This window comes from Xanthomonas sp. NCPPB 1638 (assembly GCF_041475635.2).
In the GTDB taxonomy this organism is placed as follows: Bacteria; Pseudomonadota; Gammaproteobacteria; order Xanthomonadales; family Xanthomonadaceae; genus Xanthomonas; species Xanthomonas cucurbitae.
This window is the reverse complement of the sequence record NZ_CM192984.1, coordinates 2347318-2372772: the sequence shown is the minus strand read 5'-3', so window position 1 is coordinate 2372772 and position 25455 is coordinate 2347318. Positions and strand designations below refer to the sequence as shown.

Below are 25455 nucleotides of genomic sequence, written 5' to 3'. Positions count from 1 at the left end.
TTGAAGTGTTATAAAGTAACATCAAAACAGCCAAGGCAAGCGCATGCGCCGTCGTCGGCGTCCTCACGTTCATTTCCTTGCATGACCGAGCCCACCCCAATGTCCAACGCCGTCCCCGACAGCTACGCCGCCTGGCGCCATTGCATCGAAATCGACTGTGCCCAGCCGCTGACCGCCCCGTTCATCGCCCAGCGCCTGGCCAGCCTGCGCGATGCTGGAGAACATCACACCCAGCAATTCCTGCGTCGCTGGGGCCAGCCGCATCACCGGCAGGTGATCGACTGGTTCGAGCGCGCGCTGCTGGAGGTGCGACCAACGTCGTAGCGGGCTGCCGCCCTGCCCCCGCGCCAAGGCGCACCATGGCTTGCTCCATGCACTTGCAGGCCGTCTTGTTCGCCCCGCAAGACGGGACCGAAAACGCGTCCGCCGGCAGCCACGCGAAACGGCATGGTCATCCTCATCATGCCGCCGGGATCACGCCGCCCGCGCTACCGTGATTGCAAACATCACGCAGGACCGAAGCCATGAGCCAGCATCCACGTCAACCCGACGACGCTGCCGATGACGCCAACGGCGTTGCCGAAAGCCGCGAATCGCACAAGCAGGACGAGACCGCCAAGCAGCGCCCCGGGCAGGACGACCTGAAGGTGCACGACGAGCACAGCCGGCGTCCGAAGCGACAGCACGGCCAGGACGACTAATCGGCAACACCAGGCGACGTTGCAGGCGCGGACGCATGGGTCGCGCCATTGCCATGGCAAGATTGCTGATCCGTCGGCCGCCACGGAGCACAGATCTTCCCCCCGACAGTGCGATGCGCAACAGGATCACTGCCGCCGCGCCGCCCCGGTGGCGCCACGACACTCCACTTCCAAAGGCCATGCATGCAGACTCCCGATGCGCCCGCGCTGACCCTGGTCCAGGCAACCCCGCTGTCCGGCGAGTTCGGCGCCTATCGCGGCGCAGACGCACCGGCCAACGAGGACGACCGGCTGGCCGCCCTGCACGCCACCGGCTTGCTGGATAGCGCGCCCGAGCCACGCTACGACGCGCTCACCGCCAGCGCGGCGGCAGCGTGCAGCACGCCGATGGCACTGATCTCCCTGGTCGATCTGCAGCGGCAGTGGTTCAAGTCCAGGGTTGGCATGCGCCCTAGCGAGACGCCGCGCACGCTGTCGTTCTGCGCCCACGCCATCCTCACGCCGGATCGGCTGATGGAAGTGGGAGACACGCAACAGGATGCGCGCTTTGCAGACAATGCGCTGGTCACCGGCGAGCCGCGGATCCGCTTCTATGCCGGCGCGCCGTTATTGACCTCCGATGGGATCGCACTGGGCACCCTGTGCGTGCTGGACCGTGCGCCGCGGCGGCTGTCCGATACCGAGCGCGATGCGCTGCAGCGACTGGCCCGACAAGTGGTGGATACCATCGAACTGCAACATGCCGCCAGCTTGGTCGCGCTGGATGCGCTGCGCGACGAACACACCGGGCAATGGAACCGCGCCGGGCTGGAGCAGCAAGTGCAGGCGCTCGCGCAAAGCGCCGACGCACGACCGACGCAAGCGCTGGGGTTGGTGCTGATCGACCTGGACGGATTCAAGCGGCAGAAGCTGCAGATGGGCGCGGCGGCCGCACAGGCCACGTTGTTGCAGGTGGCCGGGATGCTGGAGACCCGCCTGCCGGCGGCAGCGATCGTGGCGCAATTGGACGGCGATCGCTTCTGCGTGGCGCTGCCAGCGATGGCCGCCGCCGATACGCTGAAAGTCGCCGAGGATCTGCGCCAGGCAGTCCAGGACGAGCGCTGGCCCTGCGGCGCCTTGACCATCAGCGCCGGCGTGGTCGAAGCGACACTCGGCGAGGCCGGGGAAACGAACGCGCTGTTGGCACGCGCACGCCATGCCTTGCAACAGGCCATTGGCGCTGGACGCAACCGCGTGCATCGCTTCAGCGGGTGGCAGCTGCACGATTGAGGTGAACCACCACCCGCCGGGCTGCGCTTGCTCGCAACCACCCGGCGTGTGGCACTCAGGCCGCCAGTACGTCCACGCTACCGGCGATCTGGTCCACCTGCAGTACCTGCTCCATGTCCAGCAGCACCACAAAGCGCTCGCCGAGCTTGCCCATTCCGCGCAGCAGATCGCGACGGATATGCGTGCCGAATGCGGGCGCCGCTTCGATATCCTGCTCGGCCAGTTCGATCACCGCGTTGACCGCATCCACCAGCACGCCGATCACCTGTGGCCCTTGTACCTGTTCGGTGGACAGGATCACGATGCAGCTGCGCTTGTTGATGGCGCTGTCGGCACGTCCCAATCGCGCCTGCAGATCCACCACCGGCACTACCGCACCGCGCAGGTTGATGACGCCGCGCACGCATGCTGGCATCGATGGCACCGGCGTGGGCGCGCGGTACTGGATGATTTCGCGGATGCCAAGAATGCTAGTCGCGAACGTCTCGCCCTCCAGTTGAAAGGTCAGGTACTGTGCGGCCGCATCGGCGTCGCCAGGCATCGCATCGGAAGTCTGTGCAGTCATCGGTCGGTCTCTCAGAAGCGAGCGAACTGGCCTTCATCAGGGCCTTCGGACATTGCGTAGGCTGGCGCTGCACTGCTGCGCCAACTGCGTGCACCTGCGGCACGCACCGGGCGTGCGGCGGCGACCTGCTTGCCCCGCTTCGGCGGTGCCGCCACCGGCCCCTGCCCGCCCAGCCGGAAGAACGCCATGCTCTGCTGCAACAGCTCGGCCTGCGCGCTCATCTCCTCGGCGGTGGCGGCCAGTTCTTCGGAAGCACTGGCGTTTTGCTGGGTGGTCTGGCTCAACTGCACCACCGCCGAATTGATCTGGCTGACGCCGGACGATTGTTCTTCGGAGGCAGCAGAAATTTCCTGCACCAGGTCCGAGGTGCGCTTGATGCTGGGCACGATGGTGTCCAGCAGGCGCCCGGCGCGGTCGGCCAGTTCCACGCTGGAGCTGGCTACCTCGCCGATCTCCTGCGCCGCGACCTGGCTGCGTTCGGCCAGCTTGCGTACTTCGGCGGCGACCACGGCAAACCCCTTGCCATGTTCGCCGGCACGCGCCGCTTCGATGGCGGCATTGAGCGCCAGCAGATTGGTCTGATACGCGATGTCGTCGATAATGCCGATCTTCTGAGCGATCTGCTTCATCGCCTGGGTGGTGGCCACCACCGCTTCGCCCCCTTCGATGGTTTCCTTGGCGGCCTGGGTGGCCATGCCGTCGGTGATGCGTGCATTCTCGGTGTTCTGGCTGATCGAGGCGGTCATCTGCTCCAGCGAGGCGCTGGTTTGCTCGACGCCGGCCGCCTGTTCGCTGGCCGCCTGCGACAGCGACTGTGCGGTGGCACTGACTTCTTCGGACGCACTGGCCAGGGTCTCGGCACTGGTATTCACCTCGCCCACCACCTGCGACAACTTCTGCACCATGGTGCGCATGGCTTCGAGCAACTGTGCGCTTTCATCGCGGCCATGCACATCGATCTGCATGCTCAGGTCGCCTTCGGCCAGCCCGTTGGCCACCGAAACAGCGCGACGGATCGGGCCGGTGACGCTACGGCTGATGACAAAGCCCAGGATCGCGCCGAGCAGTACGCCACTGCAGATGATGGCCATCAGCAGCTTGGAACCGCGGGCGTGGATGGCGCTGGTTTCGGTATTGGCCGAGGCCGCGCTGCGTTCGCGCAGTCCGCTCAGGTCGGTCATCAGGGCGTCCACTTCGTCCGAGCTGGCGCGCACCGCATGTGAGAGTGCGGCGAGTTCGGGGTTTGCCTCGCGCAGCGCTTCACGATTGGCCGCTTCGATGAAACGGCCACGCTCGTCCAGATAGGTCTGCCAGGCTCGGTCGAACTGCGCCAGCTTGGCCTTGCCTTCCTCGGTCTGGAAGCTGCCGCGCGCGCGTGTCATGTAGTCGACCACCTTGGCGGTGTACTTGTCGATGTTCTGCACATGCGATTGCCGCTCCTGCGCGTTGCTGGCCAGCAGCAGGTTGGCGCGCGCGCGGCCGGCGTAGATCAGGTTGATGTTGGCTTCCTTGACGTAGGACAAGCCCAACAATTCGCGCTCGTACAGCGAGGTCGCCAGATTACTGATGCGACTGGAATTGGAATAGCCCACCCACCCGATGCAGGCGCCGATGGCCGAAACGAGCAGGAACGCCACCATCAGCCTGGTTCCGATTTTGATGTTGCCTAGCATGAGGAATTCTCGCGAGAAGTGGGCGCGGGTGGCAGGTGCTGCCTGGACGATCGGCGGACTGCGCGTGCCGATCACGCTGATCTGGCTGATCCAACCATTCGTTGAGAGCTATCGGCGACGCCGGAATACGCTTGAGCAATGGCCCACAGTTACACGCCTATTCAGCAGATCGGATCTGCGCTTTTGTGACCGGTCATGCGTTCTCGATTACGCATATTCAGAAAATTCCTACCCCTGCAGGAGGTTTCTGCATCGCTGCGGTGCCCATTCCGACATCGCGGCTCCGTCAGGCCTGCGGCATGCGAGCTGCACGGCTTCAGCGAAGGCCGCCGGCAACGCGCTGGACCTGAGCGCGATGCCGCAACACGGCGGCAGACCGAAGAGGATGGCACGCTGGCACTCCCGGATCGGACGGTGCAAGGCAGTGGAGGCAGCGTGGCACCGGGCGGTACCGGATCACCACGATCAGTCGCGGCCGCTTCCGCGCCTAGTTGGCGCGTGCACCCTTCCAGCGGGCGTCTGAGCCAGCCACTGTTCCAGCGGGGTCGGCACGGCGGCGCCGGGCCCGCGCTGCAGCCACGTCAGTGCCAGCGCGCCGTGCTCGGCGTCTAGCTCCTGCAACGGTACGAAGCGCTCCGCCACCCACGCCGCCATCGGCATGCCGTCCAGGTACGCCAAGCGATTGCCCGGCACCCGCGCGACCCGCTCGCCGGGCAGCAGACTGCCGAGCAGATTGGCCGGGTCGCTTGCGCTGACGCAGACCCATTGGTGTTGCGGCACCTGTGCGCGCACGCGGCGCAAGGCGGCAATCGCCTCCGGCAGCGCGAACTGCTCGCCGGACAGACCGGAGATGAAACGGCCACCACGGATCTCGCCGCGCTCTTCCAGGCGTTGATACATGCGCAGCAATTCGCGCCACGGCGGCAGCCATGCGGCTTCGCGCTCCAGCAGTCGCCAGCACACCACGCCATAGCGGCGCAGCAGTGTGCGTGCCACGTGTTCCAGCAGGTCCTGGTGGCGTTCGCCGGCTTCCGCCAGTGGCACGTCCGGCAACGCACGCACCGGCGCCCAGCGGCCGGCATCGCGAATGCCCGACGCGCTGGCACGGCGGCGATGGCGCGACAACGCCGACGGCCGCTTGGACGCTGGCACCAGCAGCGCGCGCAACCCGGCGTAGCTGTCGCAGTGCACGCGACCGCGCATGACCAGTTCGCTCAGTGCATTTTCCAGCTCGGTCCCCATCAGACGCGCGGTATCGGCAATCTCATCGAAGAACAGTGCGCCCTGCTGCTGCAATACCTCTGCCACGCGTTGCGCGCGCGAACCCAGCGGTTCTTCGTCGGCGGTACGCGCCAGGCCGCTCCAGCGCTGCGCCTGCCGTCGCGGCAGCAGCACGATCGGGGTCGACCGTAACGCGGCGGCGCTGCGGCCACCACCAGGGCGCAGCCGCGCCCACACGGTGCGGCCGGCGGTGCACAGTTCATCCAGCCACGCTGGTTGATAGTCGCGCACGCGTGCCGGCAGCAGTTCGGCTTCCCACAGCAACGCCGGTGCTTCGAAGCCTTCCAGCTGCCCGACCACGCCGGCCAACGCATCGGGGCCGGCACCCCGGCCGGCGCTGTCCAGGTGCTGCCATTCGAACAGGAAACGCGCGTAGTCGCGCTGCGATACCGGCTCGATCTCGCGCCGCAGTCGCCCCAGGGTGTAGCGATGGATGCGCGCCAGCAGATGCCGCTCGCACCACTCTTCCGCCGCGGCCTGCGCGCTGAAGCGCCCCGCCATGACATAGCCCTCGCGCTGCAGGGCCGCCAACGCCAGCGTGATATCGGTCTCGGGCAGGCGCAGCGCGCGCGCCAGCGCCGGCACCTGCGCCGGGCCGACTGCCGACAGGCGCCCACGCAACAGCTCGCACACCGCCCAATCGCGTTGCCAGTCGGCCACCTGACAGTCGAGCGGCGCCTGCAACCGCGGTTGCGCCGCTGCATCCGGATACAACGGCATGAACCAGGCGATGCGCTCGGCGCTCACCCACAGCGCAGGCGCAGCGTCGATCGCCAGGCAACTGGCGCGGCCATCGGCGACCAGCGTCGCCAGCCAGGCCTGCCACGATGCATCGGTGGCTTGCTCGACCGGCAGCACGCCCAGGCCCACCAGCGCCTCGTGCATTTCGTCGGCATCGCGCGGTTGCGGCCAGGCCTCTTCGCGTACCGCTGCGATCGCCTGCGGATCCAGTTGCCCCAGATCGTCGCTGCTCTGCGGCGTGTAGCGGCGGCTCTGCACCGCCTGGGTGCGGCGCTCTTCCAGCGGCGCATCGTCCAGAAACGCGTACGGGCGCGCGTTCAAGGCCTCGGCCGCCAGCGGCGATGGCGCCGCCAGGTCGCGTGCCAGCAGCGTGATCGCACCGGATTCCAGACCACGCAACACCTGCAGCCAGCCCTCGCTGTCCATGGCCTGGTGCAGGCAGTCCTCCAGTGTCTGCGCCACCAGCGGGTGGTCCGGCACCTCGCGCTCGCCGACCAGGTTCTCCGCGCACGCCACCTGGTCCGGGAACACCGTGGCCAGCAGGTCTTCGGACTTCATGCGCTGCAACTGCGGTGCCACCTTGTTGCCGCCAGTGAAACGCGGCAGCGCCATCGCATTGGTGGCATTCCAGCGCCAGCGCACCCCGAACAATGGCGCATCCAGCAATGCCTGGGTCAGCACATGCTCGGCAGACGACGAATGCAGGTAACGGCCCACCTCCTCCAGCGCGAAACTGTGGCTGGTGGATAGCGACAACACGATGGCATCTTCGGTGGCGGCAGCCTGCAGTTCGAAGTTGAAGGTGCGGCAGAAGCGTTTGCGCAGCGCCAGCCCCCATGCACGATTGATACGGCTGCCATAGGGCGAATGGAGTACCAGCTGGGTGCCGCCGCTGGCGTCGAAGAAACGCTCCATCACCAGGCATTGGCGGGTCGGCATGGCGCCCAGCGCCGTGCAGGCCTGCGCAAGATAGTCCACCAATTGCTGCGCCGCTTCCGGCGCCATGCCCAGTTCATCGCACAACCAGGCGCACGCGGCCGGGTGCGGCGTCGTGTCCAGCCGGGCCGCGATCTCGCCACGCAGGCGCGACACGGCCACCGACAGCTCGTCGCTGCGGCCGGGTGCCTCGCCCAGCCAGAACGGAATGTTCGGCGGCGCGCCCTTGGCGTCTTCCACGCGTACGCGCCCGGCCTCCACGCGCAGGATGCGGTAACTCGCATTGCCGAGCTGGAACACATCGCCGGTGAGGCTCTCCACTGCGAAATCTTCATTCACCGTGCCGATCTTGTCGGCCTGCGGCTCCAGCACCACGCTGTAGTCGCCGGTTTCCGGAATGGTGCCGCCGGAGGTGAGCGCGGTCATGCGCGCACCGCGCCGCGCATGCAGCCGGCGATGCACCGCATCGCGATGCAGATAGCCTGCGCGCGGGCCAAGCCGGGTACTGAAGCCATCGCACAGCATGCGCACCACACTGTCGAAGCTGGCGCGGCTCAGTTGCGCGAACGGCCATGCCCGGCGTACCAGCGCAAACAACGCGTCTTCATCCCAGTCCTCGCAGGCTGCTTCGGCCACGATCTGCTGGGCCAGCACGTCCAGCGGCGCCAGCGGAATGCGCAGGGTATCCAGTTCGCCTCGGCGCACGCTGTCCAGCAATGCGGCGCATTCGACCAGTTCGTCGCGGGTCTGCGGAAACAGGCGCGCCTTGGGCGTGCCGCCGACCTTGTGTCCTGAGCGTCCGGCGCGTTGCAGGAAGGTGGCGATCGAGCGCGGCGAACCGAGCTGGCAGACCAGATCGACATCGCCGATATCCAGCCCCAGCTCCAGCGAGGCGGTGGCCACCAGCACGGTGAGGTCGCCAGCCTTGAGCCGCTGCTCGGCCAGCAGGCGCGTCTGCCGCGACAGGCTGCCATGGTGCGCTGCGACCCGTTGCTTGCCGAGCAGGTCGCCCAGATGCCGCGCGGCGCGTTCGGCCATGCGCCGCGTATTGACGAACACCAGCGTGGTGCGATGCTGCTGCGCCAACGCGGCCACCTCGGCATAGACCTGCAGCCATTGATCGTTGGACATCACCACGCTCAGCGGCGTGGGCGGTAATGCCAGTGCCAGGTCGCGCGCCCGCGCATAGCCGATGTCCACGATCTCGCACGGCGGCGCTGCACCGTCCTCGCCCACGCCGACCAGGAATTGCGCCACCGTCTCGATCGGCTTCTGCGTGGCCGACAGCCCCACCCGCACGATCGGCCGCTCGGCCAGGCGCTGCAGCCGCTCCAGCGTCAGGCTCAGATGGCTGCCACGCTTGTCGGCGGCCACCGCATGGATCTCGTCGACGATGACGGTACGCACATGCCGCAGTGCATCGCGCCCGGACGCCGACCCCAGCAGCACGTAAAGGGATTCCGGCGTGGTGACCAGGATATGCGGCGGCACGCGCCGCGCCTGCGCGCGCTCGCGCTGCGGCGTATCGCCGGTACGCACCGCCGTACGCACCGCCACGTCCGGCAGCCCGTTGGCAGCCAACGCCGCGCGGATGCCCTGCAGCGGCGCCTCCAGATTGAGATGGATATCGTTGGACAAGGCCTTCAGCGGCGAGACGTAGACCACACGGGTTTGGTCCGGCAACGCGCCACCATGGTCCAGGCCGTCGCGGATCAGGCCATCGATGGCGGCAAAGAATGCAGTGAGCGTCTTGCCCGACCCGGTGGGCGCGGCCACCAGCGTGTGCCGCCCGGCCTGGATCGCCGGCCACGCCGCACGCTGCGCCGGCGTGGGCGCAGCAAAGGTCTGCGCGAACCAGCCGGCGACCACGGGGTGGAATTGCTGCAGAACAGGATGCATGGGCGATACCAGTCGCAGATGACCCGCCCGGGCGGCAGGCCGGATGGGGGTCAACGCGGAAATGTAAATTCGATGCGGAGACGCCCCTGTGAGGTGGCGCCGCCGCAGCACGGATGCAAGCCGGCATCTGCAGCGGTGGTGAACAAATTCACGGGCGTCTGCTGCCGATCTCACTCCCCTCCCTCGCTCCCCAGGGCACCTCGAAAATGGGCTCATCGCGGATTCGTGTGGGTGCCTTGAGGCCCCTGAATCTGCGTTGAGCCTTGGAAACAGGCCCTTTCCACCGTCCCAGAAGGTGGTACATCCTGTGCTGACTTCTTGACGCGGTGTTCTGCATGAAAACGGGCCGTCGGCTGAGCGCGTTGTTTTCCTTCCCCGGCTTTGCGGCGGAGTCCACGCTCAAGGGCGTGTTCGGCGCCCCGAAGGCGCGGATCGTGACCTTGCGGCGCCGAAAAAAACGGCCGTGTGTTCCAACTGTGGCCATCGGTGTCGCAGCCGCTACGACAAGCGCCTGTGCCGCGCCCGCGACTTGCGGGCGGCCGGCTGGATGCTGTTCGTGGAGTTTGAGCGCTGGCGTGTCGATTGTCCGGGGTGCGGCGGCGTGCACGTAGAGCGGCTGGACTGGCTGGCCAAAAATCCGCGCTACACCGAGCGATTCGCCCTGCATGTGGGCAATCTGTGCCGAAGCATGACGCACAAGGCCGTGGCTGAGCTGGAGCGCCTGCACGACAGCACGGTCAAGGAGCTGTCCAAGCTGTACATGGCCGAGCAGGTGCGCCGGGCGGGGACGCCGGCGCCGCGCGCCATCGGCATCGACGAGATCGCGATCCACAAGGGCCATGACTACCGCGTTGTGGTCAGCGATCTGGAGCGCGGCCGACCGATCTGGTTCGGCGGCAGTGGGCGCACCGAGGCGGACATCGACCAGTTCTTCGCCGAATTGGGCCCAAAACGCAGTGCTGGCATCGACGTGGCGGTGATGGACATGTGGCGGCCGTTTCGCAACTCGGTGGGCAAGAACGCGCCCAACGCCAGCATCGTGTTCGACAAATTCCACATCATGCGCCACCTGTCCGACGCGCTCGATCAGGTGCGGCGCGACGAATACAAGCGCCTTCAAGGCCAGGATCGCAGTTACATCAAGGGCCAGCGTTACATACACCCTGCTGAGCAATCGCGAAAACCTTACCCTGGACGGTCGAAAGGCGCTCGCCAAGTTGCTGGCGGCCAACAAACGTCTGAACACGGCGTACCTGCTGAAAGAGTCCTTCGGGCAGCTGTGGAGCTACCGCACCGAGCGAGGTGCACGGGAGTTCTTCGAGCGCTGGAAGCAGAGTCTGCGCTGGCAGCGGCTGGCGCCCTACCAGACGTTCGTGGGGATGATCGAGCGGCACTGGGACGGCATCGCGGCGTACTGCAGGCCGGAGAACAAGGTCAGCCTCGGCCTGGTGGAAGGGCTCAACAACAAGATCCGGGTCATCCAGCGCAGCGCCTACGGCTATCGCGACGAGGAGTTCCTGAGGCTCAAGATCATCGCCAGCTTCCTGCCCGCGCTACCCGAAAATGCTCGATTGCACCCACAGTGATCCGCGAAGACCCCGAAAATGCAGCGTCAGGAAGGCGAGACCATCCTCGCCCGCAGCGCGCGTGGTGCCGGTCACGCGACTGAGACTTCGACGCCGAGCCACGACATCGCTGCATCAATCAGCGGATATCCACGGCCTTGCGATTGTCGAGCAAGCAAGGCCATGGCACATTGGCGCCATGCCTAGTCTCATCGTCTTCATGATCGTTGGCGCGGCAATCGTCGCGTTCTGGAACTCCTCGCGTGCCGCCGCCGAACGCGCCGAGGTGCTGGGCCGCAATGCCTGCCGTGCCGCCGATGTGCAGTGGCTGGATCAAAGCGTGCACTCCACCGGCATCCGCCTCTGCCGCATGCCCACCGGCTGGCTGGGGTTCGAGCGGACCTTCCGCTTCGACTATTCCTACGATGGCGTGGATCGCCACAGCGGCAAGCTGGTGCTGCGCGGCGATCAACTGATCGCCTTCACCGGCCCGCAGGTGGCCAGCGTGCGGGCGCTGCATCCGGCGCAAGAGCGTCTGGAATGACACGGCGCCAGGCGCAGCGCCTGGAACGCGACCGGATTTACGCCTGACGCGGCTAAATTCTCGAAGCAACGCGCATCACTGTCATCGAGTGGTCATCGTATGCGTCGGAAGCATCCGGCTCACTGCAATCGACATGGCGGGTGCGCTCCGCCTGCGTCGGAACGCTCCCGTCGCGCATGTCGGCCGACCTACTTGACCACGCGCAGATGCGGACGCTTGCCGCCACTGGGCGACTCGTCCGGGGTCGGCGCACTTGGCGGCGGCGCACCCGGATCCGGCGGCTCGCTGCTGGTGCCGGGAATGTCGTCCGGCAAGGCCATGCCCTGCCCGGTCTCGCGTGCGTACACGGCCAGCACGGCGGCCATCGGCACCATCACCGGATGGCTCACGCCGCCAAAGCGCGCGGTGAAACTGACGCCCTCGTTATCGACCTGCAACCCGACCACGGCGCGTTCGGCGATGTTCAACACCACCCGTCCGTCCTTGACCGCGCTGGCCGGCACCTGCACGCCGGGCAAGCCTGCGTCCACGAGAACGTGCGGCGTCATGCCGTTGTCGTTGATCCATTCAACCAAGGCGCGCAGCAGATACGGACGATGGCTGGTCATGCGGGGGAAATCTTCGCTCATGGCGTCATTTTACCCGGACCCGGCCCACAGCGGCGGCACCACGCGCGCAAGCCGGTCTGTTGGCATACAGCCGTCGCATCAGCCCGGCAGGTCGCGCAGCTTTTTTTCCTGGTCAGTGAGGCTGCGAATGAACCCTGGGTTGCGGAAGATCCGGTTGCCGTAGTCCTCGATCGCCTTGCCGTCCTTGGGCAGGCTGATCTCCAACGCGTCCAGTCGCCAGATGATCGGCGCCATCGCGCAGTCGGCCAGGCTCATTTCGGCATTGAGAAAGAACTTGCTGGCCTTGAACAGCGGCACCGATGCGGTCAGCAGCTCGCGCAACCGCTTGCGCCCCGCCTCGGCCTGGGTCTTGTTGCCCAGCTGGATCGCCTGCACCTGCGGCACCCAGTCGTGTTCGATACGCAGCATCGCCAGGCGCAGGCGCGCACGCGAGAGCGGGTCCACCGGCATCAACGGCGGATGCGGGTAGCGCTCGTCCAGGTATTCGCTGACCACCGATGCGGCGTATAGCACCAGGTCGCGTTCGACCAGGGTCGGCACCGAGTGATAGGGATTAAGATCGATCAGATCTTCGGGGGGATTTTGCGGATCGACCGGCACCAGGTCGTAGGTCACCCCTTTCGCCGCCAGGACCAAACGGACCCGGTGGCACAACACGTCATCGTTGGACGAAAACAAGGTCAAGGTATTGCGCATGCGCACACTCGTCGCCATTCAAGGCTCTCCGACGACCGGAATCCGCCGGCCGCATCGGCGCGGCCGGCCCAACGCCGACCATCACCACGGTCCATCGAGTGTGCAATCACGTCACCCAAAAGCCAAGAGTGATGGAGCCTCAAAAACACGAACAAGGCGTTTGTCGTGTTCAGTGTCAGCCGCGCCGGGTGACTGCCCATCATCGGCAGATGGGTACGCGGCTGATCTGCGGATTCCATGCGGGCCCTTGCCCGCCCACCATCGCGGGACACGCCGCAAGTACATCCTTGTAGGCTCTTACGCGGCATCCATGCCGCGTAAGGTCCCGCGACGGTGAGCGGGCAAGGACCTGTCGAGATGGCAGGTGTGCATGGCCTTCAAGAAAACACTCAGCACAGCACACTGCCTAGTGCGGTGTCCTCGCCGATTGCGGGACGGATTCACGGCGTGTCCCGAGCACGGTGAGGGCGCCGCGCCTTAGGCGGAGGTGACCTGGGAACGACTAGAAAACACCAAGGGTGGCCAACAACGCGACGACTGCACGGCGGCTGCGTACGCCACGCAGCCGCCCGGTTCACAGCCCGATCAATGCACGTCCTTCCAATATTCCTTCTTCAACAGATAGGCAATGAAGGTCAGCAAGGCCAGGAACAGCACCACCCACACGCCCATGCTCTGCCGCTTCAGCGCGGCTGGTTCGCCGGCGTACTCGAGGAAGTTGGCGATATCGCGCACGGTCTGGTCGAACTCCACCGGCGTCTGGCGACCGGGCTGCCCCAGCTTCAACGCCTCCACCGGTTTGTCGCCGGTGGCCTTGTCGGGCGGGCCGAACTGCGCCTGCTGCAGGCCTTGCAGTTCCCACAGCGGGTTGGGCATGGACGCGTTCGGGAACAGCTGGTTGTTCCAGCCCAGCGGGCGTGTTTGGTCCAGATAGAACGACTTGAGATAGGTGTAGACCCAATCGGTACCACGCACGCGGGCGATCAAGGTCAGGTCCGGCGGTGCCTTGCCGAACCACTTGGTCGCCGCATCGTGCGGCATGGTGCCTTCGATGTGTTCGCCGATCTTGGCGCCGGTGAAGTTGAGGTTGCTCATGACCTCCGCTTCGCTCAGACCCAGGTCGCTGGCCATGCGCGAATAGCGCAGGTACTTGAGCGAGTGACAGCCGGAGCAGTAGTTCATAAACAATTGCGCGCCGCGTTGCAGCGATGCGCGGTCGCCCAGGTCGTTGCCGGCCTGCTGCACCTTGCCGCCTTCGGCCGCCATTGCGCCGACAGCCAGGGTCAGGCCACACAGCAGTGCAGCCACGCGTGACGTCCATGACCTCAGGTTGGGATTAGTCATGGGTGGTCACCCGCTCCGGCACCGGCTTGGTCTTGTCCAGCCGTGTCCACACCGGCATGGTGATGAAGAAGGCGAAATACAGGAAGGTCAGCACCCGCCCGACATAGGTTTCGTGCGCATCGGTGCCGGGGCCGGAGCCGATCACGCCCAGCCACACGAAGCACACCACCAGCACGCCCAATGCCACCTTGGAGATCCAGCCGCGGTAGCGGATGGAACGTACCTTGGCGCGATCCAGCCAGGGCACCAGGAACAGGATGGCGATGGCGGCAAACATCACCAGCACGCCACCGAGCTTGTCCGGCACCACCCGCAACATGGCGTAGTACGGCGTGTAGTACCACACCGGCTTGATGTGTTCCGGCGTCACCAGCCGGTTGGCCTCGGTGAAGTTGTCATGCTCCAGGAACAGGCCACCGAAGGCGGGTGCAAAGAAGATGATGAAGGCCGCGATCAACAGCAGGAAGCCGACGCCCACCAGGTCCTTGACCGTGTAGTACGGATGGAACGGGATACCGTCGGCCGGCTTGTGCGCATCCCAGCGATTGCCCTTGAGCCCCTTCTTGATCTCCACGCCGTCGGGGTTGTTGGAGCCCACTTCGTGCAGCGCACCGATGTGCAGCACGATCAGCAGCAGCAGCACCAGCGGCAGCGCGATCACATGTAGCGCGAAGAAGCGGTTGAGCGTGGCATCCCCGGGCAGGTAGTCGCCCATGATCCATTCGGTCAACCCGTTGCCGATGACCGGAATGGCACCGAACAGCGAGATGATGACCTTCGCCCCCCAGAACGACATCTGCCCCCAGGGCAGCACATAGCCCATGAAGGCTTCGGCCATCAGCACCAGGTAGATCAGCATGCCCAGGATCCACACCAGCTCGCGCGGTTTCTGGTAGCTGCCGTACATCAGGCCGCGGAACATGTGCAGGTACACCACGATAAAGAACAGCGAGGCGCCGGTACTGTGCATGTAGCGGATCAGCCAGCCCCACTCCACGTCGCGCATGATGTACTCGATCGAGGCGAATGCATCGGCGGCGCTGGTCTTGTAGTGCATCGTCAGGAAGATGCCGGTGACGATCTGGTTGACCAGCACCACGATGGCCAGCGAGCCGAAGTAGTACCAGAGGTTGAAGTTCTTCGGCGCGTAGTACTCGCTGATGTGCTTGCGGTACATGGGCATCAGCCCGGGCGCGCGTTCGTTGACCCACTCGAACACACCGTTGGCGGTACGGACCAGGATATTGCTCATCAGGCAGCCCCCGTGCTGTTGGCCGGCTTGCCGGCCGCGTCCGGATCGACGCCGATCACCAAGGTGTTGTCGTCGACGTAGTGATGCGGGGGAACCAGCAGGTTGACCGGCGCGGGCACGCCATCGAAGACACGGCCGGACATGTCGAAGCGCGACTTGTGGCACGGGCAGAAATAGCCGCCCTTCCACTGCGGGTCGTAGGGCTCGGGACGAATCTCGGCCACCATCTCCGGCGAGCAGCCCAGATGCGTGCACAACCCCACCAGCACCGAGATCTCGGACTTGATCGAGCGGTATTCGGGATTCTTCAGCACGTACTCGGGCTGTTGGTCCTTGTTCTCGGACTTGGGATCCTTGAGCCGGTCGTCCAGCGAAGGCAATGCGTCGAGCATCACCTTGGAGCGCTTGACGATCCAGATCGGCTGACCGCGCCATTCCAGGACCAGCCGTTGCCCTTCCTGCAAGGCACTGATGTCGGCGGTCACCGGTGCACCCGCCAGTTTGGCGCGTGCACTGGGATTCCACGACTTCACGAACGGAACTGCAACAAATCCTGCTCCGACCGCACCGACCACGGCCGTTGTCGCGGTCAAAAACCGACGACGCCCGGTATCAGCAGGTGCGTTAACCCCATCGTTGGCCATCCGGCTCTCCGATCTTGATTAGGTAGCGTGAGGCTGCCAACGGCTGGCGGGGGGTCCAGCCGCGATGAATCGACCGCAGTGTAGCGGAACGCTTAATGCACAGACAATGCAATGTACGCAGTCGGGCATGTGCGATGCAATGGTCATGCGCACAATGCTGTCCACATGCGTGTCCGACCGGATGCCTACCGTGCTGGCGGTGACGCACTACGCGCCACCGGCGCGGCATGTCAGCGCAACAGCGGCGCAGTGTCAGCGGGCAGCGCAACGGCGGCGATCACCCCGCGCGGCATCGCCATCTTGCGCGGTGCGCACGACACGCGCACGAGCTGATGCGCAACGCGGGCCTGCCCCACTCAGTTGGCGGTGGCGACCTGTCCGCGATAGCGGCCGGCCAGCACGCCGACACGTTGCACATAGCGCTGGGTCTCGCCGTAGGGCGGCACGCCGCCATAGCGATCCACGGCGCCCTCGCCAGCGTTGTAGCCGGCCGCGGCCAGGGTCAGGTCCCCGTTGAAGCGCTTCAGCAACCACGACAGGTACTGCACGCCACCACGGATATTTTGCGATGCATCATAGGCATCGCTGACCCCGAAGCGGCGCGCAGTGCCCGGCATCAACTGCATCAAGCCCTGCGCACCGGCACGACTGAGCGCCAGCGGGTTGTAGGCGGACTCGGCATGAATGATCGCGCGCACGATCGCTTCCTCGACGCCGAACTCACGCGCCGCCGAGGCGATCTCCTGTTGATAGGCCGCCGTATTGAGCCTGATCGCGCCGAAGTTCACCCCCGGCTTGGCACCGCAGGCGTAGCAGGTCTCGATGAAACTGTAGTGGATGGTGCGCAGGCCTTCGATACTGGCGACCTGGCGTGGGCGGGTGCTGGTGTAGTGGCGCACGCCGTCCTTCATATACGAGTAGACCTGCCCGCTGACCACCCGGCGCGGGTTGACCGCCACGGCCGGTGCGGGGATGGGCGCGATGGCGTTGGCGCCCTCGGCAGCCGGCGATGTGTGCGGCATCGCAGCGCTCGCGGCCGCGCGGCGCGGCGGGCTGATGAGGGTGGCAGGTGCCACGCTGTCGATGTTGCCGACAGCACGGGGCGCGGCCTGCGATAGCGCAGGCGCCGGACCCACGCGCGCGGCGGGCGCTCGCCGGGGCGAGCGATCGGGCGTATAGCTGCTGATGACGCTGCAGGTGGCGCCGCTCTGGCGCTTGCTGAGATAACTGGTGATGCCGTCACCACTGACGCATTTGTACAGCGTACCGGCGCTGGCCGGCGCCGCCGACAACGTGACAAGCACCAGCCCCAGCAGTCTTGACATCCCCTTCATGCGGGGAGTGTCCCAGCTTGCCCGGCGCTTGCCAAGAAGCGCGGCCACTCAGGCCGACAGCCGGTGCAGTCGCGTCCGCAAACCATCCAGGGCATCGAGCAGCGGCGTGCCGATCTCGGCCGGCGCGATCGTCTCGAACGGCAGGTCGAGCAGCAAGAGATTGGCCGCCAGCGCGGGCATGCTCGGGGCGCCCAGCCCAAGCCAGCAGTGCCCTGGCCCGTCAGCTTCCAGCGCGCCCAGCCACGGCGGGATCTGCGCGGCCAGGACCTGCAGCGACCCGGGCAGCCGTACCCGCGCGCGGCATGCGTACGGTGCCTCGCCGATGGCTTGCCGCAGGAGTTGCAACGGCTCGTCCGGTAACGCGCGGGCGGCGAACCGGGCACCGGTCGCCAGCGCCTGGTCGATGCGGTCTGCACGTAGCGTGCGCCAGTCCTGGCGTTCGCAGTCCCAGGCCAGCAGGTACCAGCGCCGCCCATAATTGACTAACAAGGCCGGCTCGACACAGCGGACGATGGCCTCACCAGAGTGGCGCCGATAGTCCAGCCGCAAGGTGGTGTGATCGCGGCAGGCACCGGCCAGTTGCGCCAGCACCGCCGCATCCACCAGGGTGCCGGCCTCGGCCAACGGCAGGCTGGCCATGGCCGCGTGTGCGGCACTGGCACGCTGGCCACTGCGCCGCGGCAGCAGCGGGTCGAGCTTGGCCAGCACGCGGGTGGCGGCCGCGTCCATGCCACCGATGGCCGGGGCGGCGGCGCGCAGGGCGATCGCCACGGTCAGCGCTTCTTCTTCCTCGAACAACAGCGGCAACGCGGCCGCGCCCTGCCCCAGCCGGTAGCCGCCCCCGCTGCCCGGCGCTGCATGCACCGGGTAGCCCAGCGCGCGCAGGCGATCGATGTCGCGGCGCAGGCTGCGCGGGTGCACCGCCAGGCGCTCGGCCAGGGCAGCACCCGGCCAGCTCCGGCCGCCTTGCAGCAGTGATAGCAGTCGCAACAGACGGGCAGCGGTCGAGGCCATGCCGGCACCGTATTGCGGACAGTAACTGTCCGCAAGGGCTGGGTAGCATCGTGATCGCTGCCACCGCTGATCGCCACCCAACCCAATACCGAGGAGATTGCAATGTCCGACGACCGCCAGATCACCCTGTTCCACAATCCCCGTTCACGCTCGCGCGGCGTGCTGGTGCTGCTGGAAGAGCTGGGTGCCAGTTACAACCTGCAGCGCATCGACCTGGAACAGGAGCAGCAGCGCACGCCCGAGTTCCTGGCGATCAATCCGATGGGCAAGATCCCCACCATCGTCCATGGCAGCAGCGTGGTCACCGAACAGGGGGCGATCTACCAGTATCTGGCCGAGCTATATCCGGAAGCCGGCCTGTCGCCGGCGCCGGGCGACACCGACCGGGGGGCCTACCTGCGCTGGCTGGCGTTCTACGGCTCGGCCTTCGAGCCGGCGATCATCGACCTTGCGCTCAAGCGCGAAGCGCCACCGCGCTCGTTTTCGCCGTATGCCGACGCCGACACCGTGCTGGCGGTGGTGCATGCACAGCTGGCCCGGGGCGATTACCTGCTGGGTGCGCGCTGCAGTGCCGCCGACGTCCTCTGGGGCAGCGCCCTGGCCTGGATGGTGGAGTTCGGCCTACTCGACCCGCCCGCCCCGACGCGCGCCTATATCGCCCGGATGGCGGCGCGCCCGGCGGTGGCGCGTGCCGAGGCCGTCGATACCCCTGCCGGGGCGGACGCTGCCGGCACAAGCGGGTAAACTGCGCGGCTTCGTTCACCACCCGCCTGGAATCAGCGCCATGCCCGGGACATCCGTTTCCGACCTGTCCACGGCCACCGCCGTGGACACCCCCACCCTGGTGCCGTTGCCGGTCGCCCGCACGGCAGCGCCTGCCGTGGTGCGCGGCAAGCTGTATATCAAGACCCACGGTTGCCAGATGAACGAGTACGACTCGGCCAAGATGGCCGACGTGCTCGCTGCGTCCGAGGGCCTGGAGCTGACCGACAACCCCGAAGACGCCGACGTGGTGCTGGTCAACACCTGCTCCATCCGCGAAAAGGCGCAGGAGAAGGTATTCAGCCAGCTGGGGCGCTGGAAGGCACTCAAGGCCGGTGGCAAGCCGGTCATCATCGGTGTCGGCGGCTGCGTGGCCTCGCAGGAAGGCGAAGCCATCGTCAAGCGCGCGCCCTATGTGGACCTGGTGTTCGGTCCGCAGACCCTGCACCGGCTGCCGGAGCTGATTCGCGCCCGGCGCGAGTCGGGCAAGTCGCAGGTGGACATCAGCTTCCCGGAGATCGAGAAATTCGACCGCCTGCCCGAACCGCGTGCCGATGGCCCGTCGGCGTTCGTGTCGATCATGGAAGGCTGCTCCAAATACTGCTCGTTCTGCGTGGTGCCCTACACCCGTGGCGAGGAGGTCAGCCGCCCGTTCGAGGATGTGCTGGTCGAAGTGGCGCAGCTGGCGGCACAAGGCGTGCGCGAGATCAATCTGCTGGGTCAGAACGTCAATGCGTATCGCGGTGCCTATGGCGCCGATGCCGGCGAGGTGGTGCAGTACGCCGATCTGGGTCTGTTGATTCGCACCATCGCGCAGATCGAGGGCATCGGCCGCATCCGTTTCACCACCTCGCATCCGCTGGAGTTTTCCGATTCGCTGGTGGATGCGTATCGCGACGTGCCGCAACTGGCAAATTATCTACATCTGCCGGTGCAGGCCGGCAGCGACCGCATTCTGTCGGCGATGAAGCGTGGCTACACCGCGCTGGAATTCAAATCCAAGATCCGCAAGTTGCGTGCGGTGCGCCCGGATATCTCGATCAGCTCGGACTTCATCGTCGGCTTCCCCGGCGAAACCGAGGCGGACTTCGAAAAGACCATGAAGCTGATCGAGGACGTGGGCTTCGACCAGAGCTTTTCGTTCGTGTACTCGCGCCGTCCCGGCACGCCGGCAGCGGACCTGCAGGACGACACGCCCGAGGCGGTCAAGCAGGCACGCCTGGCGCGATTGCAGGCACAGATCAACGCGCATGCGGCGCGCATTTCGCAGTCCATGGTCGGCAGCGTGCAGCGCGTATTGGTGGAAGGCCCGTCGCGGCGCGACCCGAACGAGCTGACCGGCAAGAGCGAGAACATGCGCCCGGTGAACTTCCCGGGCAATCCACGGCTGATCGGTCAGTTTGTCGATGTGCTGATTACCGAGGCGATGAGCAATTCGCTGCGTGGGCGCATCCAGTTGGGTGATGGCGCGGGTTGATGCCGGTACTGACCATGCGCGGTCGATACCCTCGTCACTGCAACGATGAGTGTCGCGTTGCGCGCCATGCGGATGCATCGACAAGCTGGTGGTGACCTCACCCGGTTGTACGGCCATCTGCCTGCCTAGGCCTCTCGCACATCCATCGCAGCGGCACGGGTGCTTGGGGCGAGTTCGGGCACTGGCGAAAATTTCACCAGCAAACTGCGACGCCTTGCAACAGAAGGCGCCGCAGCACTTACCCACAGGCTTTGCCGGATTCGATCCACATCGGGTGTGGACAACCCATTCCGCACTGGCGATTTTTTCGCCACCACCCTGCCGAACCTTGCACCAGTAGGGCTGGCAACTTCTATCCACAGGTTAGTGAGGCGTGACTCCACAGCGATTGTGGAAAACCCGGCCGCGCCGCATCCAGCCGCACGCAGCAGCCGCGGGTTGTTGGTGGGATCACACCCTGCGCGCTACCCTCGCCTGCCGCCCTACCGACGCCGCACGCGCTGTCCGATCCGACCATGAACGCACCTGCCTATCGTGATTTCACCCTGCACCCCGAAGACACCGAGCGCCTGGCCAACCTGGCCGGCCCGTTCGATGCCCACCTGCGCCAGATCGAGCTCAAGCTGGGCGTGGAGATCGCCAATCGCGGCAACATCTTCCGCGTCACCGGCCCGGAGCCGGCGATCACCGCCGCCCAGGAGCTGCTGACCGCGCTGTACGACGAAGCGGCCTCGGTCACCTTCGACAACCATGCCATCCACCTGCGCTTGAACGATGCCAATGTCGAACACGTGGCCGAGCGCGCGTACCAGCCGCAGGACGTGGCGATCAAGGTCAAGCGCGGCACCGTGCGTGGCCGCGGCGCCAACCAGGCCAAGTACCTGCATGCGATCGCTACCCACGACATCAACTTCGGCATCGGCCCGGCCGGCACCGGCAAGACCTTCCTGGCGGTAGCCAGCGCGGTGGAAGCGCTGAACGAATCGCGCGTGCAACGCCTGATCCTGGTGCGCCCGGCCGTGGAAGCCGGCGAGAAGCTCGGCTTCCTGCCCGGCGATCTCAGCCAGAAGGTAGACCCCTACCTGCGCCCGCTCTACGACGCGCTGTACGAAATGCTGGGCGTGGAAAAGGTGGTCAAGCTGCTGGAGAAGAACGTCATCGAGATCGCCCCGCTGGCCTATATGCGCGGACGCACGCTCAACGACGCCTACGTGATCCTGGACGAGGCGCAGAACACCACCATCGAACAGATGAAGATGTTCCTGACCCGCCTGGGCTTCGGCTCCACTGCGGTGGTCACCGGCGACCTGACCCAGATCGACCTGCCCAAGCACGTCAAGTCCGGCTTGCGTGATGCGATCGAGGTGCTGCGTGACGTGGAAGGCGCCAGCTTCACCTTCTTCGAAGCGCGCGACGTGGTGCGTCACCCACTGGTGCAACGCATCGTGACCGCCTACGAAAAGCGCGACCGGCAGATCGACACCGAATCCACCTCGACAACTGAGTGACCGGCCTGGCGCCGGCCAGCTGCGCAAACAGTGCAACGCGCCGTTAAGAGCGGCGGTGGAAGCACGCCTGATACAGGATGACCCGCAGTTTCATTAAGCAATGCGCAGGCAATTGACCATGGCAGGCCGAAGCGGTACACAGTTGGCCGACAGCAGATGGGCAATGCGGCCAACGAAAAACATCCTGACAAGCATCGTCAACCTGCATTCAAGGACCAACGCACCACATGCAGATCACAGCTCATCCATCGTTGAAGAAAAAGCTGCCATTGGAGTGTAGAGAGTGGCTGGAGTACTCTCAGCAACAAAAAGAGTATGAGCGCTACTTAACCACAACGCAGAATTTTCTGGGTCTTCGCGGATCACTGTGGGTGCAATCGAGCATTTTCGGGTAGCGCGGGCAGGAAGCTGGCGATGATCTTGAGCCTCAGGAACTCCTCGTCGCGATAGCCGTAGGCGCTGCGCTGGATGACCCGGATCTTGTTGTTGAGCCCTTCCACCAGGCCGAGGCTGACCTTGTTCTCCGGCCTGCAGTACGCCGCGATGCCGTCCCAGTGCCGCTCGATCATCCCCACGAACGTCTGGTAGGGCGCAAGCCGCTGCCAGCGCAGACTCTGCTTCCAGCGCTCGAAGAACTCCCGTGCACCTCGCTCGGTGCGGTAGCTCCACAGCTGCCCGAAGGACTCTTTCAGCAGGTACGCCGTGTTCAGACGTTTGTTGGCCGCCAGCAACTTGGCGAGCGCCTTCCGACCGTCCAGGGTAAGGTTTTCGCGATTGCTCAGCAGGGTGTAACGCTGGCCCTTGATGTAACTGCGATCCTGGCCTTGAAGGCGCTTGTACTCGTCGCGCCGCACCTGATCGAGCGCGTCGGACAGGTGGCGCATGATGTGGAATTTGTCGAACACGATGCTGGCGTTGGGCGCGTTCTTGCCCACCGAGTTGCGAAACGGCCGCCACATGTCCATCACCGCCACGTCGATGCCAGCACTGCGTTTTGGGCCCAATTCGGCGAAGAACTGGTCGATGTCCGCCTCGGTGCGCCCACTGCCGCCGAACCAGATCGGTCGGCCGCGCTCCAGATCGCTGACCACAACGCGGTAGTCATGGCCCTTGTGGATCGCGATCTCGTCGATGCCGATGGCGCGCGGCGCCGGCGTCCCCGCCCGGCGCACCTGCTCGGCCATGTACAGCTTGGACAGCTCCTTGACCGTGCTGTCGTGCAGGCGCTCCAGCTCAGCCACGGCCTTGTGCGTCATGCTTCGGCACAGATTGCCCACATGTAGGGCGAATCGCTCGGTGTAGCGCGGATTCTTGGCCAGCCAGTCCAGCCGCTCTACGTGCACGCCGCCGCACCCCGGGCAATCGACCCGCCAGCGCTCGAACTCCACGAACAGCATCCAGCCGGCCGCCCGCAAGTCGCGGGCGCGGCACAGGCGCTTGTCGTAGCGGCTGCGACACCGATGGCCACAGTTGGAACACACGGCCGTTTTTTTCGGCGCCGCAAGGTCACGATCCGCGCCTTCGGGGCGCCGAACACGCCCTTGAGCGTGGACTCCGCCGCGAAGCCAGGGAAGGAAAACAACTCACTCAGCCGACGGCCCGTTTTCATGCAGAACACCGCGTCAAGAAGTCAGCACAGGATGTACCACCTTCTGGGACGGTGGAAAGGGCCTGTTTCCAAGGCTCAACGCAGATTCAGGGGCCTCAAGGCACCCACACGAATCCGCGATGAGCCAATTTTCTTGATCTTCCAGGACCACTGGATCAGCGAGCAGGAATACATCTCGGTCGCCTTGCGCTGTACTACGACGTTGCCAGCTGCGATGCGTTCCTGCGCTCGGATGCGGAAACACTGACTCGAGTGCTTCAACATGCCGTCCAGCTGCGTGCATTGGTATTTCGTTGGGATGGGATGTACAGCGACATGCGCCAGGATCTCGGCAACTGGCCGACCGAGTTTGCTGACAGCATGAGAGCAGCAGGTCCCGCCATGCTGTCGTGGTGGGATAGTGCCGAAACCTGCGCCCAGCTGTTCATCGAGATGGCCGAAAAAGACCAGCGCCTCAACATCCTGCATGAAATGCGCCGCATCAAGCATGGCAGCAGCGATGCATTCTTGATCGGGCTGTTTTCCCAGGCATTTGGCATGCAGACCGACTTCGTTGCACCGGTGGAACTCATCCCCGAGTATCAGGCGCTACTGGATCACTGGCATAGCCATGATGAAGCAATGTTTGCGGCGGTGATGCAGAAAGCGGCCGACTTCCACATTTCACGCAGCAAGCAAAACACCGATCACACCAGATACGAATTCGACGCAACGCTCGATCAGGTTTTTCCCGCCGAGCTACTGGCCGTGCAGGCACTACGCCGCCGCCAGGGCCTGCCGGAGTTCAAGACCGATCATCTGTTGATCGATATGCCCTGGGCGTTCGTCCGGGACATGCCGCCAGTGGCACCGCATCCGTTGGCAGCGGCGGTGGAAGCACGCCTGGTGCAGGATTACCCGCAGTTTCGTTAAGCAATGCGCAGGCAATTGACCACGGCAGGCCGAAGCGGTACACAGGTGACCAACATCAGATGGGCAATACCGCCAAAGGAAAGCGTCCTGGCAGGCATTGATACGCTATATCCAAGGACCGATACATTATATGCAGATAACACCCTACCCATCACTAAAAAAGCTCGCTCAAGACTGCCATGAATGGCTAGAGCGCCATCATCAGCGCAACGAATACCATCAACTTTCGACTACTGTTCAAGGCCACTTGGACGCTACTGGGCCACTGAATCCCAAAGCTTGGTCACCTCTCAGGTGGCTTGCACTGTATTACGACGTCGCAAGCTGCGATGCATTCCTGCGCTCGGATGTGGAAACACTGACCGGCGCGCTTCAACATGCAGTGCAACTGCGTGCACTGCTATTTCGGTGGAATGGCATGTATAGCGACATGCGCCAGGACCTGGGCAATTGGCCGACCGAATTTACCGACGGCATGGCGGCGGCAGGCCCAGCCATGTTGTCGTGGTGGAACAGTGCCGAAACCTGCGCCCAGCTGTTCATCGAGATGGCCGAGAAGGACCAGCGCCTCAACATCTTGCATGAAATGCGCCGCATCAAGCATGGCAGCAGCGACGCGTTCTTGATCGGGCTGTTTTCCCAGGCATTTGGCATGCAGACCGACTTCGTTGCACCGGTCGAGCTCATCCCCGAGTATCAGGCGCTGCTGGATCACTGGCACAGCTTTGATGAAACGATGTTTGCGGCGGTGATGCAGAAAGCGGCCGACTTCCACATCACCCGCAGCAAGGACGGCACAGACCAGACCACCTATGAGTTTGAAGCAACGCTGGATCGCGTCTTTCCCGCCGAGCTACTGGCCGTGCAGGCACTACGCCGCCGCCAGGGCCTGCCCGAGTTCAAGACCGATCATCTGTTGATCGATACGCCCTGGGCGCTCGTTCGGGACATGCCGCCAGCGGCACCGCATCCGTTGGCAGCGGTAGTGGAAGCACGCCTGGTGCAGGATTACCCTCAGTTTCGTTAAGCAATGCGCAGGCAATTGACCACGGCAGGCCGAAGCGGTACATAAGTGACCAACACCAGATGGGCAATGCGGC

Annotated in this window: 21 protein-coding genes and 1 pseudogene; 11 read left to right on the top strand and 11 right to left on the bottom strand. The window is 65.2% G+C overall.

From position 1 onward, the window contains the following. The first annotated feature begins 99 nt into the window (after nt 1–99). The 3 genes from ACCQ13_RS10225 (at nt 100) to ACCQ13_RS10215 (ending at nt 1970) form a co-directional block, all read left to right on the top strand. Nucleotides 100–324, top strand: coding sequence for a hypothetical protein (locus ACCQ13_RS10225; RefSeq protein ID WP_104604824.1), 225 nt, complete (start codon nt 100–102; stop codon nt 322–324). 200 nt (nt 325–524) lie between these two features. Next, nucleotides 525–701, top strand: coding sequence for a hypothetical protein (locus ACCQ13_RS10220; RefSeq protein WP_167526890.1), 177 nt, complete (start codon nt 525–527; stop codon nt 699–701). A gap of 183 nt (nt 702–884) precedes the next feature. Further along, nucleotides 885–1970 carry a sensor domain-containing diguanylate cyclase gene (locus ACCQ13_RS10215; RefSeq protein ID WP_104604822.1) on the top strand — a complete coding sequence of 362 codons (1086 nt, stop codon included), beginning with the start codon at nt 885–887 and terminating at the stop codon, nt 1968–1970. A 55-nt stretch (nt 1971–2025) separates the two neighbouring features. On the opposite strand, the gene ACCQ13_RS10210 is transcribed toward ACCQ13_RS10215, so the two are convergent. The 3 genes from ACCQ13_RS10210 to ACCQ13_RS10200 all read right to left on the bottom strand — a co-directional run bounded on the left by ACCQ13_RS10210 (nt 2026) and on the right by ACCQ13_RS10200 (nt 9065). Next, entirely contained in the window at nt 2026–2535 is a 510-nt protein-coding gene (locus ACCQ13_RS10210) for a chemotaxis protein CheW (RefSeq protein WP_104604820.1), read from the bottom strand. Nucleotides 2536–2546: 11 nt separating this feature from the next. Next, nucleotides 2547–4208 carry a methyl-accepting chemotaxis protein gene (locus tag ACCQ13_RS10205; protein WP_274391925.1) on the bottom strand — a complete coding sequence of 554 codons (1662 nt, stop codon included), beginning with the start codon at nt 4206–4208 and terminating at the stop codon, nt 2547–2549. 465 nt (nt 4209–4673) lie between these two features. Next, nucleotides 4674–9065 (bottom strand): DEAD/DEAH box helicase, encoded by a 4392-nt coding sequence (locus tag ACCQ13_RS10200; protein ID WP_274391924.1) that lies wholly within the window; start codon nt 9063–9065, stop codon nt 4674–4676. A 463-nt stretch (nt 9066–9528) separates the two neighbouring features. Between ACCQ13_RS10200 and ACCQ13_RS10195 the strand changes: the two are divergent. From ACCQ13_RS10195 to ACCQ13_RS10185, 3 genes and pseudogenes are all read left to right on the top strand, one after another. Further along, nucleotides 9529–10164 (top strand): annotated as a pseudogene (locus tag ACCQ13_RS10195) (ISL3 family transposase); the annotation flags it as partial. Continuing rightward, nucleotides 10151–10651 (top strand): transposase, encoded by a 501-nt coding sequence (locus tag ACCQ13_RS10190; protein WP_159407975.1) that lies wholly within the window; start codon nt 10151–10153, stop codon nt 10649–10651. The pseudogene ACCQ13_RS10195 and the gene ACCQ13_RS10190, both read left to right, overlap by 14 nt. Nucleotides 10652–10829: 178 nt before the next feature. Next, entirely contained in the window at nt 10830–11174 is a 345-nt protein-coding gene (locus tag ACCQ13_RS10185; protein ID WP_104604814.1) for a DUF3301 domain-containing protein, read from the top strand. A 188-nt stretch (nt 11175–11362) separates the two neighbouring features. Here ACCQ13_RS10185 and ACCQ13_RS10180 read toward each other — a convergent pair whose 3' ends face one another. The 7 genes from ACCQ13_RS10180 to ACCQ13_RS10150 form a co-directional block, all read right to left on the bottom strand. Further along, on the bottom strand, nt 11363–11803 hold the full coding sequence (locus ACCQ13_RS10180) for a ClpXP protease specificity-enhancing factor (protein ID WP_104604812.1): 441 nt from the start codon (nt 11801–11803) through the stop codon (nt 11363–11365). Between the two features lie 78 nt (nt 11804–11881). After that, nucleotides 11882–12517 (bottom strand): glutathione S-transferase N-terminal domain-containing protein, encoded by a 636-nt coding sequence (locus ACCQ13_RS10175; protein WP_104604810.1) that lies wholly within the window; start codon nt 12515–12517, stop codon nt 11882–11884. A 567-nt stretch (nt 12518–13084) separates the two neighbouring features. Further along, entirely contained in the window at nt 13085–13843 is a 759-nt protein-coding gene (locus tag ACCQ13_RS10170) for a cytochrome c1 (protein WP_167526889.1), read from the bottom strand. Further along, nucleotides 13836–15095 (bottom strand): cytochrome b, encoded by a 1260-nt coding sequence (locus tag ACCQ13_RS10165; protein ID WP_274391923.1) that lies wholly within the window; start codon nt 15093–15095, stop codon nt 13836–13838. The genes ACCQ13_RS10170 and ACCQ13_RS10165 overlap by 8 nt, the downstream gene beginning before the upstream one ends. After that, entirely contained in the window at nt 15095–15739 is a 645-nt protein-coding gene (petA, locus tag ACCQ13_RS10160) for a ubiquinol-cytochrome c reductase iron-sulfur subunit (RefSeq protein ID WP_104604806.1), read from the bottom strand. Before petA ends, ACCQ13_RS10165 begins: the two co-directional genes overlap by 1 nt. Before the next feature lie 356 nt (nt 15740–16095). Further along, on the bottom strand, nt 16096–17073 hold the full coding sequence (locus tag ACCQ13_RS10155) for a lytic transglycosylase domain-containing protein (RefSeq protein WP_104604804.1): 978 nt from the start codon (nt 17071–17073) through the stop codon (nt 16096–16098). A 48-nt stretch (nt 17074–17121) separates the two neighbouring features. After that, nucleotides 17122–18087 (bottom strand): helix-turn-helix transcriptional regulator, encoded by a 966-nt coding sequence (locus ACCQ13_RS10150; protein WP_274391922.1) that lies wholly within the window; start codon nt 18085–18087, stop codon nt 17122–17124. 102 nt (nt 18088–18189) lie between these two features. Between ACCQ13_RS10150 and ACCQ13_RS10145 the strand changes: the two genes are divergently transcribed. From ACCQ13_RS10145 to ACCQ13_RS10135, 3 genes are all read left to right on the top strand, one after another. Then, nucleotides 18190–18831, top strand: coding sequence for a glutathione S-transferase family protein (locus tag ACCQ13_RS10145; RefSeq protein WP_274391921.1), 642 nt, complete (start codon nt 18190–18192; stop codon nt 18829–18831). Between the two features lie 40 nt (nt 18832–18871). Then, nucleotides 18872–20326: a tRNA (N6-isopentenyl adenosine(37)-C2)-methylthiotransferase MiaB gene (miaB, locus tag ACCQ13_RS10140; protein ID WP_274391920.1), complete on the top strand. Its 1455-nt coding sequence runs from the start codon at nt 18872–18874 to the stop codon at nt 20324–20326. Nucleotides 20327–20841: 515 nt separating this feature from the next. Continuing rightward, a complete protein-coding gene (locus ACCQ13_RS10135; RefSeq protein ID WP_104604796.1) occupies nt 20842–21834 on the top strand; it encodes a PhoH family protein in 993 nt (330 codons plus the stop codon). A 362-nt stretch (nt 21835–22196) separates the two neighbouring features. Here ACCQ13_RS10135 and ACCQ13_RS10130 read toward each other — a convergent pair whose 3' ends face one another. Next, a complete protein-coding gene (locus tag ACCQ13_RS10130) occupies nt 22197–23315 on the bottom strand; it encodes an ISL3 family transposase (RefSeq protein ID WP_159406429.1) in 1119 nt (372 codons plus the stop codon). Nucleotides 23316–23758: 443 nt separating this feature from the next. Here ACCQ13_RS10130 and ACCQ13_RS10125 point away from each other — a divergent pair, with 443 nt between their 5' ends. Both ACCQ13_RS10125 and ACCQ13_RS10120 read left to right on the top strand, forming a co-directional pair. Beyond that, nucleotides 23759–24355: a hypothetical protein gene (locus ACCQ13_RS10125; RefSeq protein ID WP_274391919.1), complete on the top strand. Its 597-nt coding sequence runs from the start codon at nt 23759–23761 to the stop codon at nt 24353–24355. Between the two features lie 130 nt (nt 24356–24485). After that, nucleotides 24486–25382, top strand: coding sequence for a hypothetical protein (locus ACCQ13_RS10120; RefSeq protein ID WP_146090340.1), 897 nt, complete (start codon nt 24486–24488; stop codon nt 25380–25382). Nucleotides 25383–25455: the final 73 nt, after the last annotated feature.